General features: G+C 45.0%; 22 protein-coding genes and 1 pseudogene. 17 read left to right on the top strand and 6 right to left on the bottom strand.

Going from position 1 to position 16,352, the window contains the following annotated elements; genetic code table 11:
* The first annotated feature begins 267 nt into the window (after nucleotides 1-267).
* The 14 genes and pseudogenes from VXQ92_RS14810 (at nucleotide 268) to VXQ92_RS14745 (ending at nucleotide 6,743) form a co-directional block, all read left to right on the top strand.
* A complete protein-coding gene (locus tag VXQ92_RS14810) occupies nucleotides 268-468 on the top strand; it encodes an antirestriction Ral family protein (RefSeq protein ID WP_000213975.1) in 201 nt (66 codons plus the stop codon).
* A gap of 182 nt (nucleotides 469-650) precedes the next feature.
* A complete protein-coding gene (locus tag VXQ92_RS14805; RefSeq protein WP_000065374.1) occupies nucleotides 651-1,019 on the top strand; it encodes a DUF2528 family protein in 369 nt (122 codons plus the stop codon).
* 72 nt (nucleotides 1,020-1,091) lie between these two features.
* Nucleotides 1,092-1,256 carry a protease FtsH-inhibitory lysogeny factor CIII gene (locus VXQ92_RS14800; RefSeq protein WP_001198861.1) on the top strand — a complete coding sequence of 55 codons (165 nt, stop codon included), beginning with the start codon at nucleotides 1,092-1,094 and terminating at the stop codon, nucleotides 1,254-1,256.
* The gene (gene kil / locus VXQ92_RS14795) at nucleotides 1,225-1,368 is read left to right on the top strand and encodes a host cell division inhibitory peptide Kil (protein WP_000372937.1); all 144 of its coding nucleotides are present in this window, start codon (nucleotides 1,225-1,227) and stop codon (nucleotides 1,366-1,368) included. Before VXQ92_RS14800 ends, kil begins: the two co-directional genes overlap by 32 nt.
* Before the next feature lie 74 nt (nucleotides 1,369-1,442).
* On the top strand, nucleotides 1,443-1,739 hold the full coding sequence (locus VXQ92_RS14790; protein WP_000995451.1) for a host-nuclease inhibitor Gam family protein: 297 nt from the start codon (nucleotides 1,443-1,445) through the stop codon (nucleotides 1,737-1,739).
* 5 nt (nucleotides 1,740-1,744) lie between these two features.
* A pseudogene (gene bet / locus VXQ92_RS14785) lies at nucleotides 1,745-2,293 on the top strand (phage recombination protein Bet); the annotation flags it as partial.
* Between the two features lie 233 nt (nucleotides 2,294-2,526).
* Entirely contained in the window at nucleotides 2,527-3,207 is a 681-nt protein-coding gene (locus VXQ92_RS14780) for a lambda exonuclease family protein (RefSeq protein WP_000186853.1), read from the top strand.
* Complete coding sequence (locus VXQ92_RS14775; RefSeq protein ID WP_001251812.1) at nucleotides 3,198-3,386, top strand: DUF1317 domain-containing protein; 189 nt, start codon at nucleotides 3,198-3,200, stop codon at nucleotides 3,384-3,386. The genes VXQ92_RS14780 and VXQ92_RS14775 overlap by 10 nt, the downstream gene beginning before the upstream one ends.
* Nucleotides 3,359-3,550, top strand: a complete 192-nt coding sequence (locus tag VXQ92_RS14770; RefSeq protein ID WP_015979260.1) for a DUF1382 family protein — start codon at nucleotides 3,359-3,361, stop codon at nucleotides 3,548-3,550. The genes VXQ92_RS14775 and VXQ92_RS14770 overlap by 28 nt, the downstream gene beginning before the upstream one ends.
* A gap of 391 nt (nucleotides 3,551-3,941) precedes the next feature.
* Nucleotides 3,942-4,163 carry a TraR/DksA family transcriptional regulator gene (locus VXQ92_RS14765; RefSeq protein ID WP_000763367.1) on the top strand — a complete coding sequence of 74 codons (222 nt, stop codon included), beginning with the start codon at nucleotides 3,942-3,944 and terminating at the stop codon, nucleotides 4,161-4,163.
* Nucleotides 4,160-4,708 carry an ead/Ea22-like family protein gene (locus VXQ92_RS14760; RefSeq protein ID WP_001289873.1) on the top strand — a complete coding sequence of 183 codons (549 nt, stop codon included), beginning with the start codon at nucleotides 4,160-4,162 and terminating at the stop codon, nucleotides 4,706-4,708. The genes VXQ92_RS14765 and VXQ92_RS14760 overlap by 4 nt, the downstream gene beginning before the upstream one ends.
* A 191-nt stretch (nucleotides 4,709-4,899) precedes the next feature.
* Nucleotides 4,900-5,181 (top strand): hypothetical protein, encoded by a 282-nt coding sequence (locus VXQ92_RS14755; RefSeq protein WP_000026224.1) that lies wholly within the window; start codon nucleotides 4,900-4,902, stop codon nucleotides 5,179-5,181.
* A gap of 295 nt (nucleotides 5,182-5,476) precedes the next feature.
* On the top strand, nucleotides 5,477-5,695 hold the full coding sequence (locus tag VXQ92_RS14750) for an excisionase (RefSeq protein ID WP_002414258.1): 219 nt from the start codon (nucleotides 5,477-5,479) through the stop codon (nucleotides 5,693-5,695).
* On the top strand, nucleotides 5,673-6,743 hold the full coding sequence (locus VXQ92_RS14745) for a tyrosine-type recombinase/integrase (RefSeq protein ID WP_000533640.1): 1,071 nt from the start codon (nucleotides 5,673-5,675) through the stop codon (nucleotides 6,741-6,743). Before VXQ92_RS14750 ends, VXQ92_RS14745 begins: the two co-directional genes overlap by 23 nt.
* Before the next feature lie 278 nt (nucleotides 6,744-7,021).
* Here VXQ92_RS14745 and VXQ92_RS14740 read toward each other — a convergent pair whose 3' ends face one another.
* Entirely contained in the window at nucleotides 7,022-7,183 is a 162-nt protein-coding gene (locus tag VXQ92_RS14740) for a hypothetical protein (RefSeq protein WP_000542999.1), read from the bottom strand.
* Nucleotides 7,184-7,581: 398 nt separating this feature from the next.
* On the opposite strand from VXQ92_RS14740, the gene VXQ92_RS14735 reads away from it, so the two are divergent.
* From VXQ92_RS14735 to VXQ92_RS14725, 3 genes are all read left to right on the top strand, one after another.
* Complete coding sequence (locus tag VXQ92_RS14735; RefSeq protein ID WP_015979259.1) at nucleotides 7,582-9,159, top strand: AAA family ATPase; 1,578 nt, start codon at nucleotides 7,582-7,584, stop codon at nucleotides 9,157-9,159.
* Complete coding sequence (locus VXQ92_RS14730) at nucleotides 9,156-10,046, top strand: HNH endonuclease (protein WP_000735931.1); 891 nt, start codon at nucleotides 9,156-9,158, stop codon at nucleotides 10,044-10,046. Before VXQ92_RS14735 ends, VXQ92_RS14730 begins: the two co-directional genes overlap by 4 nt.
* A 590-nt stretch (nucleotides 10,047-10,636) precedes the next feature.
* The gene (locus VXQ92_RS14725) at nucleotides 10,637-11,869 is read left to right on the top strand and encodes a hypothetical protein (protein ID WP_000162952.1); all 1,233 of its coding nucleotides are present in this window, start codon (nucleotides 10,637-10,639) and stop codon (nucleotides 11,867-11,869) included.
* A 128-nt stretch (nucleotides 11,870-11,997) separates the two neighbouring features.
* Here the strand turns inward: VXQ92_RS14725 and VXQ92_RS14720 are convergent, their stop codons facing one another.
* The 5 genes from VXQ92_RS14720 to VXQ92_RS14700 form a co-directional block, all read right to left on the bottom strand.
* Nucleotides 11,998-12,582 (bottom strand): tail fiber assembly protein, encoded by a 585-nt coding sequence (locus VXQ92_RS14720; RefSeq protein WP_015979258.1) that lies wholly within the window; start codon nucleotides 12,580-12,582, stop codon nucleotides 11,998-12,000.
* Complete coding sequence (locus tag VXQ92_RS14715; protein ID WP_015979257.1) at nucleotides 12,582-13,526, bottom strand: phage tail protein; 945 nt, start codon at nucleotides 13,524-13,526, stop codon at nucleotides 12,582-12,584. Before VXQ92_RS14715 ends, VXQ92_RS14720 begins: the two co-directional genes overlap by 1 nt.
* A gap of 173 nt (nucleotides 13,527-13,699) precedes the next feature.
* On the bottom strand, nucleotides 13,700-14,905 hold the full coding sequence (locus VXQ92_RS14710) for a prophage tail fiber N-terminal domain-containing protein (RefSeq protein ID WP_015979255.1): 1,206 nt from the start codon (nucleotides 14,903-14,905) through the stop codon (nucleotides 13,700-13,702).
* 64 nt (nucleotides 14,906-14,969) lie between these two features.
* A complete protein-coding gene (lom, locus tag VXQ92_RS14705) occupies nucleotides 14,970-15,590 on the bottom strand; it encodes an outer membrane beta-barrel protein Lom (protein WP_001246632.1) in 621 nt (206 codons plus the stop codon).
* Nucleotides 15,591-15,651: 61 nt separating this feature from the next.
* Nucleotides 15,652-16,352: DUF3672 domain-containing protein (locus VXQ92_RS14700; RefSeq protein WP_416682317.1), on the bottom strand; the 701-nt coding region annotated here is incomplete at its 5' end.

The following is a 16,352-nucleotide window of genomic DNA, read 5'->3' as shown; positions in this document are numbered from 1 at the left end:
TGGTTCTCTCCAGAGGTTCATTACTGAACACTCGTCCGAGAATAACGAGTGGATCCATTTCTATACTCATCAAACTGTAGGGGTTGTAATAGTTTATCCGATTTCTCGCTGTAGGGGTACACGAGAACCACCGAGCCTGATGTGGTTAAAAGACAGGCACAATCTTTACTACCGCAATCCACTATTTAAGGTGATATATGGAAGAAGAATTTGAAGAGTTCGAAGAGCATCCTCAGGATGTGATGGAACAATACCAGGACTATCCGTATGACTACGACTATTGATAAAAATCAATGGTGTGGACAATTCAAGCGATGCAATGGATGCAAGCTGCAATCGGAATGCATGGTTAAGCCTGAAGAAATGTTTCCTGTAATGGAAGATGGGAAATATGTCGATAAATGGGCAATACGAACGACGGCAATGATTGCCAGAGAACTTGGTAAACAGAACAACAAAGCTGCCTGATAGTGGCCTTTATTTTTGGCATAAATAACAGAATAAACACTGCACTGTGTATTCATTCCAACGAGTGAATACACGGAGCAATGTCGCTCGTAACTAAACAGGAGCCGACTTGTTCTGATTATTGGAAATCTTCTTTGCCCTCCAGTGTGAGGGCGATTTTTTATCTGTGAGGATATGAACAGATGTCAAACATCAAAAAATACATCATTGATTACGACTGGAAAGCATCAATAGAAATTGAAATCGACCATGACGTAATGACAGAGGAAAAACTTCACCAGATTAATAATTTCTGGTCAGACTCTGAATACCGACTCAATAAACACGGCTCTGTATTAAATGCTGTATTAATCATGCTGGCGCAACATGCTCTGCTTATAGCAATTTCAAGCGACTTAAATGCATATGGTGTTGTGTGTGAGTTCGACTGGAATGATGGAAATGGTCAGGAAGGATGGCCTCCAATGGATGGTAGCGAAGGAATAAGAATTACCGATATCGATACATCAGGAATATTTGATTCAGATGATATGACTATCAAGGCCGCCTGAGTGCGGTTTTACCGCATACCAATAACGCTTCACTCGAGGCGTTTTTCGTTATGTATAAATAAGGAGCACACCATGCAATATGCCATTGCAGGGTGGCCTGTTGCTGGCTGCCCTTCCGAATCTTTACTTGAACGAATCACCCGTAAATTACGTGACGGATGGAAACGCCTTATCGACATACTTAATCAGCCAGGAGTCCCAAAGAATGGATCAAACACTTATGGCTATCCAGACTAAATTCACTATCGCCACTTTTATTGGCGATGAAAAGATGTTTCGTGAAGCCGTCGACGCTTATAAAAAATGGATATTAATACTGAAACTGAGATCAAGCAAAAGCATTCACTAACCCCCTTTCCTGTTTTCCTAATCAGCCCGGCATTTCGCGGGCGATATTTTCACAGCTATTTCAGGAGTTCAGCCATGAACGCTTATTACATTCAGGATCGTCTTGAGGCTCAGAGCTGGGCGCGTCACTACCAGCAGCTCGCCCGTGAAGAGAAAGAGGCAGAACTGGCAGACGACATGGAAAAAGGCCTGCCCCAGCACCTGTTTGAATCGCTATGCATCGATCATTTGCAACGCCACGGGGCCAGCAAAAAATCCATTACCCGTGCGTTTGATGACGATGTTGAGTTTCAGGAGCGCATGGCAGAACACATCCGGTACATGGTTGAAACCATTGCTCACCACCAGGTTGATATTGATTCAGAGGTATAAAACGAATGAGTACTGCACTCGCAACGCTGGCTGGGAAGCTGGCTGAACGTGTCGGCATGGATTCTGTCGACCCACAGGAACTGATCACCACTCTTCGCCAGACGGCATTTAAAGGTGATGCCAGCGATGCGCAGTTCATCGCATTACTGATCGTTGCCAACCAGTACGGCCTTAATCCGTGGACGAAAGAAATTTACGCCTTTCCTGATAAGCAGAATGGCATCGTTCCGGTGGTGGGCGTTGATGGCTGGTCCCGCATCATCAATGAAAACCAGCAGTTTGATGGCATGGACTTTGAGCAGGACAATGAATCCTGTACATGCCGGATTTACCGCAAGGACCGTAATCATCCGATCTGCGTTACCGAATGGATGGATGAATGCCGCCGCGAACCATTCAAAACTCGCGAAGGCAGAGAAATCACGGGGCCGTGGCAGTCGCATCCCAAACGGATGTTACGTCATAAAGCCATGATTCAGTGTGCCCGTCTGGCCTTCGGATTTGCTGGTATCTATGACAAGGATGAAGCCGAGCGCATTGTCGAAAATACTGCATACACTGCAGAACGTCAGCCGGAACGCGACATCACTCCGGTTAACGATGAAACCATGCAGGAGATTAACACTCTGCTGATCGCCCTGGATAAAACATGGGATGACGACTTATTGCCGCTCTGTTCCCAGATATTTCGCCGCGACATTCGTGCATCGTCAGAACTGACACAGGCCGAAGCAGTAAAAGCTCTTGGATTCCTGAAACAGAAAGCCGCAGAGCAGAAGGTGGCAGCATGACACCGGACATTATCCTGCAGCGTACCGGGATCGATGTGAGAGCTGTCGAACAGGGGGATGATGCGTGGCACAAATTACGGCTCGGCGTCATCACCGCTTCAGAAGTTCACAACGTGATAGCAAAACCCCGCTCCGGAAAGAAGTGGCCTGACATGAAAATGTCCTACTTCCACACCCTGCTTGCTGAGGTTTGCACCGGTGTGGCTCCGGAAGTTAACGCTAAAGCACTGGCCTGGGGAAAACAGTACGAGAACGACGCCAGAACCCTGTTTGAATTCACTTCCGGCGTGAATGTTACTGAATCCCCGATCATCTATCGCGACGAAAGTATGCGTACCGCCTGCTCTCCCGATGGTTTATGCAGTGACGGCAACGGCCTTGAACTGAAATGCCCGTTTACCTCCCGGGATTTCATGAAGTTCCGGCTCGGTGGTTTCGAGGCCATAAAGTCAGCTTACATGGCCCAGGTGCAGTACAGCATGTGGGTGACGCGAAAAAATGCCTGGTACTTTGCCAACTATGACCCGCGTATGAAGCGTGAAGGCCTGCATTATGTCGTGATTGAGCGGGATGAAAAGTACATGGCGAGTTTTGACGAGATCGTGCCGGAGTTCATCGAAAAAATGGACGAGGCACTGGCTGAAATTGGTTTTGTATTTGGGGAGCAATGGCGATGACGCATCCTCACGATAATATCCGGGTAGGCGCAATCACTTTCGTCTACTCCGTTACAAAGCGAGGCTGGGTATTTCCCGGCCTTTCTGTTATCCGAAATCCACTGAAAGCACAGCGGCTGGCTGAGGAGATAAATAATAAACGAGGGGCTGTATGCACAAAGCATCTTCTGTTGAGTTAAGAACGAGTATCGAGATGGCACATAGCCTTGCTCAAATTGGAATCAGGTTTGTGCCAATACCAGTAGAAACAGACGAAGAATTTCATACGTTAGCCGCATCCCTTTCACAAAAGCTGGAAATGATGGTGGCGAAAGCAGAAGCAGATGAGAGAAACCAGGTATGACAACCACGGAATGCATTTTTCTGGCAGCGGGCTTCATATTCTGTGTGCTTATGCTTGCCGACATGGGACTTGTTCAATGACACCTCAGCAGGAAAACGCCCTTCGCAGCATTGCCCGTCAGGCTAATTCTGAAATCAAAAAAAGCCAGACAGCAGTTTCCGGATAAAAACGTCGATGACATTTGCCGTAGCGTACTGAAGAAGCACCGCGAAACGGTAACGCTGATGGGATTCACACCGACTCATTTAAGCCTGGCAATCGGCATGTTAAACGGCGTCTTTAAGGAACGATGAACATGAAAAGCAAAATCATCAGGGAGCTACAGGCTCCTTTTTTATTATTCGCATTCACCCTCAAGCGTATTAACCAACAGTTCAGGGATTAATGAAAGATGGCAGACATCATTGATTCAGCATCAGAAATAGAAGAATTACAGCGCAACACAGCAATAAAAATGCGCCGCCTGAACCACCAGGCTATATCTGCCACTCATTGTTGTGAGTGTGGCGATCCGATAGATGAACGAAGACGCCTGGTCGTTCAGGGTTGTCGGACTTGTGCAAGTTGCCAGGAGGATCTGGAACTTATCAGTAAACAGAGAGGTTCGAAGTGAGCGAAATTAACTCTCAGGCACTGCGTGAAGCGGCAGAGCAGGCAATGCATGACGACTGGGGATTTGACGCAGACCTTTTCCATGAATTGGTAACACCATCGATTGTGCTGGAACTGCTGGATGAACGGGAAAGAAACCAGCAATACATCAAACGCCGCGACCAGGAGAACGAGGATATTGCGCTAACAGTAGGGAAACTGCGTGTTGAGCTTGAAACAGCAAAATCAAAACTCAACGAGCAGCGTGAGTATTACGAAGGTGTTATCTCGGATGGGAGTAAGCGTATTGCTAAACTGGAAAGCAACGAAGTCCGTGAAGACGGAAACCAGTTTCTTGTTGTTCGCCATCCTGGGAAGACTCCTGTTATCAAGCACTGCACTGGTGACCTGGAAGAGTTTCTGCGGCAGTTAATCGAACAAGACCCGTTAGTAACTATCGACATCATTACGCATCGCTATTACGGGGTTGGAGGTCAATGGGTTCAGGATGCAGGTGAGTATCTGCATATGATGTCTGACGCTGGCATTCGCATCAAAGGAGAGTGAGATCGGTTTTGTAAAAGATAACGCTTGTGAAAATGCTGAATTTCGCGTCGTCTTCACAGCGATGCCAGAGTCTGTAGTGTCAGATGATGACCGTACTCAAACATCGGGTTGAGTATTATCTTACTGTTTCTTTACATAAACATTGCTGATACCGTTTAGCTGAAACGACATACATTGCAAGGAGTTTATAAATGAGTATCAATGAGTTAGAGTCTGAGCAAAAAGATTGGGCGTTATCAATGTTGTGCAGATCCGGTGTCTTGTCTCCATGCAGACATCACGAAGGTGTTTATGTAGATGAAGGTATAGATATAGAGTCGGCATACAAATATTCCATGAAGGTTTATAAGTCTAATGAAGACAAATCCCCATTCTGCAATGTGCGAGAAATGACTGATACCGTGCAAAATTATTATCACGAGTACGGTGGAAACGATACTTGCCCTCTCTGTACAAAACATATAGATGATTAAACCCAATATTACATAACAATCCTCGCACTCGCGGGGATTTATTTTATCTGAACTCGCTACGGCGGGTTTTGTTTTATGGAGATGATAAATGCACTTCCGAGTCACAGGAGAATGGAATGGAGAGCCATTCAACAGAGTTATCGAAGCGGAGAACATCAACGACTGCTACGACCACTGGATGATATGGGCGCAGATAGCACATGCAGACGTAACCAATATTCGAATTGAAGAACTGAAAGAACACCAAGCCGCCTGATGGCGGTTTTTTCTTGCGTGTAATTGCGGAGACTTTGCGATGTACTTGACACTTCAGGAGTGGAACGCACGCCAGCGACGTCCAAGAAGCCTTGAAACAGTTCGTCGATGGGTTCGGGAATGCAGGATATTCCCACCTCCGGTTAAGGATGGAAGAGAGTATCTGTTCCACGAATCAGCGGTAAAGGTTGACTTAAATCGACCAGTAACAGGTGGCCTTTTGAAGAGGATCAGAAATGGGAAGAAGGCGAAGTCATGAGCGCCGGGATTTACCCCCTAACCTTTATATAAGAAACAATGGATATTACTGCTACAGGGACCCAAGGACGGGTAAAGAGTTTGGATTAGGCAGAGACAGGCGAATCGCAATCACTGAAGCTATACAGGCCAACATTGAGTTATTTTCAGGACACAAACACAAGCCTCTGACAGCGAGAATCAACAGTGATAATTCCGTTACGTTACATTCATGGCTTGATCGCTACGAAAAAATCCTGGCCAGCAGAGGAATCAAGCAGAAGACACTCATAAATTACATGAGCAAAATTAAAGCAATAAGGAGGGGTCTGCCTGATGCTCCACTTGAAGACATCACCACAAAAGAAATTGCGGCAATGCTCAATGGATACATAGACGAGGGCAAGGCGGCGTCAGCCAAGTTAATCAGATCAACACTGAGCGATGCATTCCGAGAGGCAATAGCTGAAGGCCATATAACAACAAACCATGTCGCTGCCACTCGCGCAGCAAAATCAGAGGTAAGGAGATCAAGACTTACGGCTGACGAATACCTGAAAATTTATCAAGCAGCAGAATCATCACCATGTTGGCTCAGACTTGCAATGGAACTGGCTGTTGTTACCGGGCAACGAGTTGGTGATTTATGCGAAATGAAGTGGTCTGATATCGTAGATGGATATCTTTATGTCGAGCAAAGCAAAACAGGCGTAAAAATTGCCATCCCAACAGCATTGCATATTGATGCTCTCGGAATATCAATGAAGGAAACACTTGATAAATGCAAAGAGATTCTTGGCGGAGAAACCATAATTGCATCTACTCGTCGCGAACCGCTTTCATCCGGCACAGTATCAAGGTATTTTATGCGCGCACGAAAAGCATCAGGTCTTTCCTTCGAAGGGGATCCGCCTACCTTTCACGAGTTGCGCAGTTTGTCTGCAAGACTCTATGAGAAGCAGATAAGCGATAAGTTTGCTCAACATCTTCTCGGGCATAAGTCGGACACCATGGCATCACAGTATCGTGATGACAGAGGCAGGGAGTGGGACAAAATTGAAATCAAATAATGATTTTATTTTGACTGATAGTGACCTGTTCGTTGCAACAAATTGATAAGCAATGCTTTTTTATAATGCCAACTTAGTATAAAAAAGCTGAACGAGAAACGTAAAATGATATAAATATCAATATATTAAATTAGATTTTGCATAAAAAACAGACTACATAATACTGTAAAACACAACATATGCAGTCACTATGAATCAACTACTTAGATGGTATTAGTGACCTGTAACAGAGCATTAGCGCAAGGTGATTTTTGTCTTCTTGCGCTAATTTTTTGTCATCAAACCTGTCGCACTCCAGAGAAGCACAAAGCCTCGCAATCCAGTGCAAAGCTTTGTGTGCCACCCACTACGACCTGCATAACCAGTAAGAAGATAGCAGTGATGTCAAACGACGCAGCTGACTTCTTTTCTTTCACGACTTCCCCACACCCAGCATGCATACCTTTCCGCCATAACTGTAGTGAATGTCTGTTATGAGCGAGGAGCGGAAGTTAACACTTATGAAAAATGGCTACGAAGTCCGTGGCTATCTATCGGCTTATTAGTACTTGAAACGCTTCTTCAGAAGCCTGAAGAGCTAATCGTTCGGCGATACTATATATGCATTAATAGACTATATCGTTGGTATAAACAGTGCACCATGCAACATGAATAACAGTGGGTTATCCAAAAGGAAGCAGAAAGCTAAATATGGAAAACTACAATACGATGCCCCGTTAAGTTCAATACTACTAATTTTTAGATGGAAAACGTATGTAATAGAGAGTAACTTAAAAGAGAGATCCTGTGTTGCCGCCAAATAAATTGCGGTTATTTTAATAAAATTAAGGGTTACTATATGTTGGAGTTTAGTGTTATTGAAAGAGGCGGGTATATTCCTGCAGTAGAAAAAAATAAGGCATTCCTACGAGCAGATGGTTGGAATGACTATTCCTTTGTTACAATGTTTTATCTTACTGTCTTTGATGAGCATGGTGAAAAATGCGATATCGGAAATGTTAAAATTGGTTTTGTAGGTCAAAAAGAAGAAGTAAGCACTTATTCATTAATAGATAAAAAATTCAGTCAACTCCCTGAAATGTTTTTTTCCTTAGGTGAAAGCATTGACTACTATGTTAATCTCAGCAAATTAAGCGATGGTTTTAAACATAACCTTCTTAAAGCTATTCAGGATTTAGTAGTATGGCCAAATCGATTAGCCGACATTGAAAATGAAAGCGTCCTTAACACCTCATTACTGAGAGGGGTAACTCTTTCAGAAATTCATGGACAGTTCGCACGTGTGTTAAATGGTTTGCCAGAATTGTCAGATTTCCACTTTTCATTTAATAGAAAAAGTGCTCCCGGATTCAGTGATTTAACTATACCTTTTGAGGTGACGGTTAATTCTATGCCCAGCACGAACATTCATGCTTTTATCGGGCGGAATGGGTGTGGTAAAACAACAATTTTGAATGGAATGATTGGTGCAATCACCAACCCAGAAAACAATGAATATTTTTTCTCTGAAAATAATAGACTTATCGAGTCAAGAATCCCAAAGGGATATTTTCGATCGCTTGTTTCAGTTTCGTTTAGTGCATTTGATCCTTTTACTCCTCCTAAAGAACAACCTGACCCAGCAAAAGGTACACAATACTTTTATATTGGACTCAAGAATGCTGCCAGCAATAGTTTAAAATCACTAGGCGATCTCCGCTTAGAATTCATTTCAGCATTTATTGGTTGTATGAGAGTAGATAGAAAAAGACAACTCTGGCTTGAAGCTATCAAAAAACTAAGTAGTGATGAAAACTTTTCAAATATGGAACTCATCAGCCTCATTTCTAAATATGAAGAGTTAAGACGTAATGAACCACAGATTCAAGTGGACGATGATAAATTCACTAAATTGTTTTATGACAATATCCAGAAATATCTGCTTCGAATGAGCTCTGGACATGCAATTGTTTTATTTACTATCACAAGATTAGTAGATGTCGTTGGCGAAAAGTCATTAGTTTTATTCGATGAACCAGAGGTTCATCTGCATCCACCTTTGCTCTCTGCTTTTTTACGAACATTAAGCGACTTACTCGATGCACGCAATGGTGTAGCAATAATTGCAACTCATTCCCCAGTAGTACTGCAAGAGGTTCCAAAATCCTGCATGTGGAAAGTCCTACGGTCAAGAGAAGCAATAAATATTATCCGTCCGGATATTGAGACATTCGGTGAGAACTTAGGTGTTTTAACTCGTGAGGTGTTTTTACTTGAAGTGACAAATTCTGGATACCACCACTTATTATCGCAGTCCGTTGATTCAGAGCTTTCTTATGAAACCATTCTAAAAAATTATAATGGTCAGATAGGATTAGAAGGTCGAACCGTTTTAAAAGCGATGATAATGAACAGAGATGAAGGTAAAGTACAATGAAAAAACTACCTCTTCCAGCGAGAACTTATAGCGAAATGCTTAATAAATGCTCGGAAGGTATGATGCAGATAAATGTTAGAAATAATTTCATTACTCACTTCCCCACTTTTTTGCAGAAAGAACAACAATATAGAATATTAAGCTCGACAGGTCAGTTATTTACCTACGACAGGACACACCCTCTTGAGCCTACAACCTTAGTAGTTGGTAACCTGACAAAGGTTAAATTAGAAAAGCTTTATGAAAATAATCTCCGAGATAAAAACAAACCCGCTAGAACATATTACGATGACATGCTTGTTTCATCAGGTGAAAAATGTCCATTTTGTGGTGATATAGGACAGACAAAAAATATAGATCATTTTCTTCCTATTGCACATTATCCTGAATTTTCGGTGATGCCTATTAATTTAGTTCCATCGTGCCGCGACTGCAATATGGGAGAGAAAGGTCAAGTTTTCGCAGTAGATGAGGTACACCAAGCGATTCATCCCTATATCGACAAGGACATTTTTTTTCGTGAGCAATGGGTATATGCAAATTTCGTTTCCGGAACTCCGGGTGCTATCAGTTTTTATGTTGAATGCCCGGCGAACTGGAGGCAGGAAGACAAACACAGAGCTCTTCATCATTTCAAGCTATTAAATATTGCTAACAGGTATCGTTTGGAGGCAGGGAAGCACTTGAGTGAAGTGATTACTCAAAGAAACTCTTTCGTAAAAGTTATAAGGAAATATAGTTCAACCGCAACGTTTCAGCAGCTACAGTCAGAATTTATTGAAGCAAATCTGAAACCTATTATAGATTTGAATGACTTCCCCAATTATTGGAAAAGAGTTATGTATCAGTGCCTAGCAAACTCGGAAGATTTTTTCAGAGGGATCTAGAATATGATGAAAGATAGAAAATTACGACGCTTATCGGAAGTGAACGAATACTTTTTATATGAGGAGGGCTGTTTTTACAAAATCCGGTAGTAACTTGCTAACCAATTCCTAGGCAGGTCATTGGCAACAGTGGCATGCACCGAGAAGGACGTTTGTAATGTCCGCTCCGGCACATAGCAGTCCTAGGGACAGTGGCGTACAGTCATAGATGGTCGGTGGGAGGTGGTACAAATTCTCTCATGCAAAAAATATGTAAAATCGGTAGCAACTGGAAATCATTCAACACCCGCACTATCGGAAGTTCACCAGCCAGCCGCAGCACGTTCCTGCATACGACGTGTCTGCGGCTCTACCATATCTCCTATGAGCAACGTGTTAGCAGAGCCAAGCCACAACTCTAATTTTAATACATAATGAATGATAATAATAATATTAAAAATTTCCTGTGTAACTAATTTACTATATGGTTTCTGATAAGAATCATTGCAAAGATCAAACAACTTGTATTACATTGACAGTTAAGCAGTTAATTTTATCACCTCTAAAATATATCAGCATCTAGCATGCAACCTATCAAAATGGAGAGTTTTATGACTAAAAAACCATGGGAAAGAAGACTTAAAGATTTATCGCACTTGCTCAAATGCTGCATTGATACATATTTTGACCCTGAATTATTTCGCTTGAATTTGAATCAATTCCTCCAAACCGCAAGAACAGTAACATTTATTATTCAAAAAAACAAAAACCAGATTATAGGATATGACATTTGGTATAACAATAATGTTATTGAAAAATGGAAAAATGATCCATTAATGGCTTGGGCTAAAAATTCTCGCAATACGATAGAAAAACAAGGCGATTTAGAAATGTATAGCGAGGCAAAGGCTACTCTTATTTCATCTTACATTGAAGAAAATGACATTGAGTTTATTACAAATGAAAGTATGTTAAACATTGGTATAAAAAAGTTAGTCAGACTTGCACAAAAGAAATTACCTTCATATTTAACTGAATCATCTATTATTAAATCAGAAAGACGATGGGTCGCTAATACGCTAAAAGATTACGAATTATTACATGCCTTAGCTATAATCTATGGCAGAATGTATAACTGCTGTAACTCTCTTGGCATACAAATAAACAATCCAATGGGTGACGATGTGATTTCGCCAACATCATTCGACTCTTTATTTGATGAAGCCAGGAGAATAACTTATTTAAAATTAAAAGATTACTCCATAAGCAAATTGTCATTTAGCATGATACAATATGACAATAAAATAATTCCTGAAGATATTAAAGAGCGTCTAAAACTGGTAGATAAGCCTAAAAATATCACTTCGACAGAAGAGTTAGTTGACTATACAGCCAAGCTTGCAGAAACGACTTTTTTAAAGGACGGTTATCACATTCAAACATTAATTTTTTATGATAAACAATTCCATCCAATTGATTTAATCAATACAACATTTGAAGATCAAGCAGATAAATATATTTTTTGGCGTTATGCAGCTGACAGAGCCAAAATAACAAATGCCTATGGCTTCATTTGGATATCAGAGCTATGGCTCAGAAAAGCAAGCATCTACTCCAATAAACCAATACATACAATGCCAATTATAGATGAAAGACTTCAGGTAATTGGAATTGATTCAAATAATAATCAAAAATGTATTTCATGGAAAATAGTTAGAGAAAACGAAGAAAAAAAACCGACTTTAGAAATATCAACAGCAGACTCAAAACATGACGAAAAACCATATTTCATGCGTTCAGTCTTAAAAGCAATTGGCGGTGATGTAAACACTATGAACAATTGAGTCATAGAACTTCCATTATTCTCCTGAAGATAATAATCGCCAAATAAACCAATACTCAGCTTTACAATATACTAACTAACCGCAGAACGTTATTTCATACAACGTTTCTGCGGCATATCACAAAACGATTACTCCATAACAGGGACAGCAGGCCACTCAATATCAGGTGCAGTTGATGTATCAACACGGTTCAGCAACACCCGATACTTCTTCCAGGCTTCCAGCAACGAGGTTTCTTCCTTCGTTGCAATTTCCAGATCTGCAGCATCCTGAAGCGGCGCAATATGCTCACTGGCTACCTGCATCAGGCTTTTTTTTGTTTCTTCCGCCTCCCGGATCCGGAACAGTTTTTCTGCTTCCGTATCCTTCACCCAGGCTGTGCCGTTCCACTTCTGATATTCCCCTCCCGGCGATAACCAGGTAAAATTTTCCGGTAACGGACCGAGTTCAGAAATAAATAACGCGTCGCCGGAAGCCACGTCATAGACGGTTTTACCCCGATGGTCTTCAACGAGATGCCACGATGCCTCATCACTGTTGAAAACAGCCACAAAGCCAGCCGGAATATCTGGCGGTGCAATATCGGTACTGTTTGCAGGCAGACCGGTATGAGGCGGAATATATGCGTCACCTTCACCAATAAATTCATTAGTTCCGGCCAGCAGATTATAAATTTTTATGGTCCGTGGTTGTTCACTCATTCTGAATGCCATTATGCAAGCCTCACAATATAGTTAAATGCAATGTTTTTGACGGTGTTTTCCGCGTTACCCGCAGCGTTAACGGTGATGGTGTGTCCGTGTGAACCAATACTGAAAGAATGGGCATGAGCACCGATAACAACCGGATGCTGGTGCGCACCAATACCAACTGTATGCGCATGTGCACCGGCACTCACGGCTGTACCGGACAATGAGTGACTGTGGCTGCCCTGACTGTCCGTTTTCGATAAATAAGCAATACCCTGTGTGCTGGTTCCTTTAACTGTGGATAAACTTCCTGTAATGGTTGCTGTTCCATACTGACTCCAGCCAGAACTGTTCATCCTTAAACCACTTGTGTGGGCATGAGCACCCGCGGCCCCTGTTGAACCGCTCAGACTGTGAGCATGAGCCCCCGTGTTATTCGTCGATTTGGTGCCGTAATCGAAACTGCCTGTTGTTTTCGTCCCGTAATCAAACGACGATGTGGTTTTCGTCCCCAAATCCGTACCGGATGCACTGGCACTGTGGGTGTGCGACTTAATTCCATCCTGTTCCTGAGACAATACAGCACGACCGCTGGCGGGTTTCCCCTTGATTGTCCAGCCTCGCATATCAGGAAGCACACCCGATGGATACGCGACAGCAAGTTTTGGGTAGGCTGATTTGTCAAACGCCTGCCCCTGCATCAGGACGTAGCCAGACGGAACGATATCTGATGGCCACGGGATCGGCGCACCTGCCGGAAAGGCCGAATTCTCACCGGCCCCAAGGTATTCAAGAACATCTGCAACGGAATTTTTTGCCAGAATATCCCTGCCAACCTGAGTCAGTTCAGTCAGGCTGGCGGCATCATTTTCCGCAAAATACGGTAATTTATTTTTCGCCGTGGAAAGCCCTGCCAGCGCCGTCAGTGTCGCATTCTTCGGTTGTTTACCCGCAAGCGCGTTAGTCATGGTGGTAGCAAAATCTGGATCATTCCCGAGCGCTGCGGCCAGTTCATTCAGCGTATTCAGTGCGTCAGGTGACGCGTCGATAACATCTGCAATCGCGGCCAGTACAAAAGCGGTGTTCGCAATCTGGGTATTGTTTGTTCCCCTGAGCGCGGTTGGTGCTGTTGGCGTTCCGGTCAGTGCCGGACTGTCCAGTGGGCTTTTCTGTTCGTTTCATCCATTACCACCTTAACCGCCTTTGGCGTTGCAGCAAGCGTTTCAGACGTGCTGTTGGTTGCACTGCTGAGCTGCACTATCCCCTTTCTCGTTGTGTCCGCATCCTCAAGCGCGACAGCTGAAGCTATATCTTCTGCACGTTTTGCCGAATTTTTTGCACGTATTGCCGCCGCTTCTGCCGCACTTTTGCTCTGCGATGCTGATACCGCACTTCCCGCAGCCTCTGTCGCCTTCGTGGATGCCGTTGACGCACTCCCCGCCGCCGCTGTTTTTGCGTCTGCCGCGGCAGAGGCGCTCCGTTCCGCTGCTGTTTCAGATGACCTGGCATTCGTCTCGGACGTTTTTGCCGCCCTGGCAGAATTTTCTGCCGCCGTTGCCGAGGAAGCTGCACGACCGGCACTTGATGATGCGTTCGTTTCTGATGATTTTGCTGCCTCTTTTGAGGCCACCGCATCTCGTGCTGAAGTGGCGGCCTCTGACGCTTTCGTGGCCGCGGTGGAGGCAGACGTGGCGGCTGATTGTTGTGACGCTGCAGCATTCGTTTCTGACGTTTTCGCCGCACCGGCACTGGTGGCCGCCGCGTTTTTTGAGGACTCTGCGGCTGCGGCACTTTTTTCCGCTTCAGTGGCCTTTGCTGATGCCGCTTCTGCGCCGGAGGACGCTTCCTGAGCTGACGATGCAGCCTGTCCGGCGGACGTGCTGGCGGCGCGTGCTGAGTCAGTTGCATCAGTCACAAGGGCCGCGACCTGAGCAGCTGATGCACTGGCATCGCCGGCTGATTTCTTCGCGTCTGCCGTACTCTGTGCCACCACGGACGCGTTACGCGCCACCTCTTCCACCATCAGTTCAAGACGACGCAGCACCTCCGGCCGGGCATCATCCTCCGTCATGGCACAGAGAAAATCATTCAGCGTCCCCGGTTGTGAATCTTCATACACGGTGATGGTCCCGGCGTGCGATGGTGGAAAACCGTCAACCTGCAGGATGACACTGTACTGACCGTACTCCACATCCATGCTGTAACGCCCGGCTTCATCCGGATTCTCTGAGCCCACCGTGTTCACCACCACCGTGGTGCTGTTACGTCTGGCTTTCAGCTGAATGGTGCAGTTCTGTACCGGTTTTCCTGTGCCGTCTTTCAGGACTCCTGAAATCTTTACTGCCATATTCACCCCACAAAAAAGCCCACCGGTTCCGGCGGGCTGTCATAACACTGTGTTACCTGGCTAATCAGAATTTATAACCGACCCCAACGATGAATCCGTCAGTACGCCAGTCGCCACTGCCGGAGCCTTCATAAGCAATATCAACAACGACGGACGCTGCCGGATTAATCTGTATACCTGCACTCCACGCCACTGAGGTATGCCGCATTGCACTTTCGTCCCTGGCAGTGGTCGTCTCTTTCATATACCCGGGAGTGATTTCCGTCTTACGGTAATCCATTGTACTGCCGGACCACCGACTGTGAGCCACTCCGGCCATGGCGTACGCACTGACCTGCTTACTGATTTGTAAAACCGGTCCGGCCATCACGCTCACATAACGTCCACGCAGGCTCTCATAGTGAAACGTATCCTCCCCGGTCATCACTGTGCTGCTCTTTTTCGACGCGGCGAACCCCAGGGAAGCCATCACCCCCACACTGTCCGTCAGCTCATAACGGTACTTCACGTTAATCCCTTTCAGATGACTCACACCGGTATCCCCGCCCGACAACGACGGCAATGTACCCGGTTTCACTTGAAAATAGCCCACCGTAAACGTACCATGTCCACCTTCCGCACGGGCCGGAGTGACTGTCACCGCAAGTGCGGCAAAGACAGCAACGGCAATACACACATTACGCATCGTTCACCTCTCACTGTTTTATAATAAAACGCCCGTTCCCGGACGAACCTCTGTAACACACTCAGACCACGCTGATGCCCAGCGCCTGTTTCTTAATCACCATAACCTGCACATCGCTGGCAAACGTATACGGCGGAATATCTGCCGAATGCCGTGTGGACGTAAGCGTGAACGTCAGGATCACGTTTCCCCGACCCGCTGGCATGTCAACAATACGGGAGAACACCTGTACCGCCTCGTTCGCCGCGCCATCATAAATCACCGCACCGTTCATCAGTACTTTCAGATAACACATCGAATACGTTGTCCTGCCGCTGACAGTACGCTTACTTCCGCGAAACGTCAGCGGAAGCACCACTATCTGGCGATCAAAAGGATGGTCATCGGTCACGGTGACAGTACGGGTACCTGACGGCCAGTCCACACTGCTTTCACGCTGGCGCGGAAAAGCCGCGCTCGCCGCCTTTACAATGTCCCCGACGATTTTTTCCGCCCTCAGCGTACCGTTTATCGTACAGTTTTCAGCTATCGTCACATTACTGAGCGTCCCGGAGTTCGCATTCACACTGCCACTGATATCCGCATTTTTAGCGGTCAGCTTTCCGTCCGGTGTCAGGGAAAAGGCCGGAGGATTGCCGCCGCTGGTAATGGTGGGGGCCGTCAGGCGCTTCAGGAACACGTCGTTCATGAATATCTGGTTGCCCTGCGCCACAAACATCGGCGTTTCATTCCCGTTTGCCGGGTCAATAAATGCGATACGAT

This window comes from Acinetobacter sp. 228, from assembly GCF_048147885.1.
Note: the sequence above shows the minus strand (reverse complement) of the source record. Positions and strands in the feature narration are given on the sequence as shown.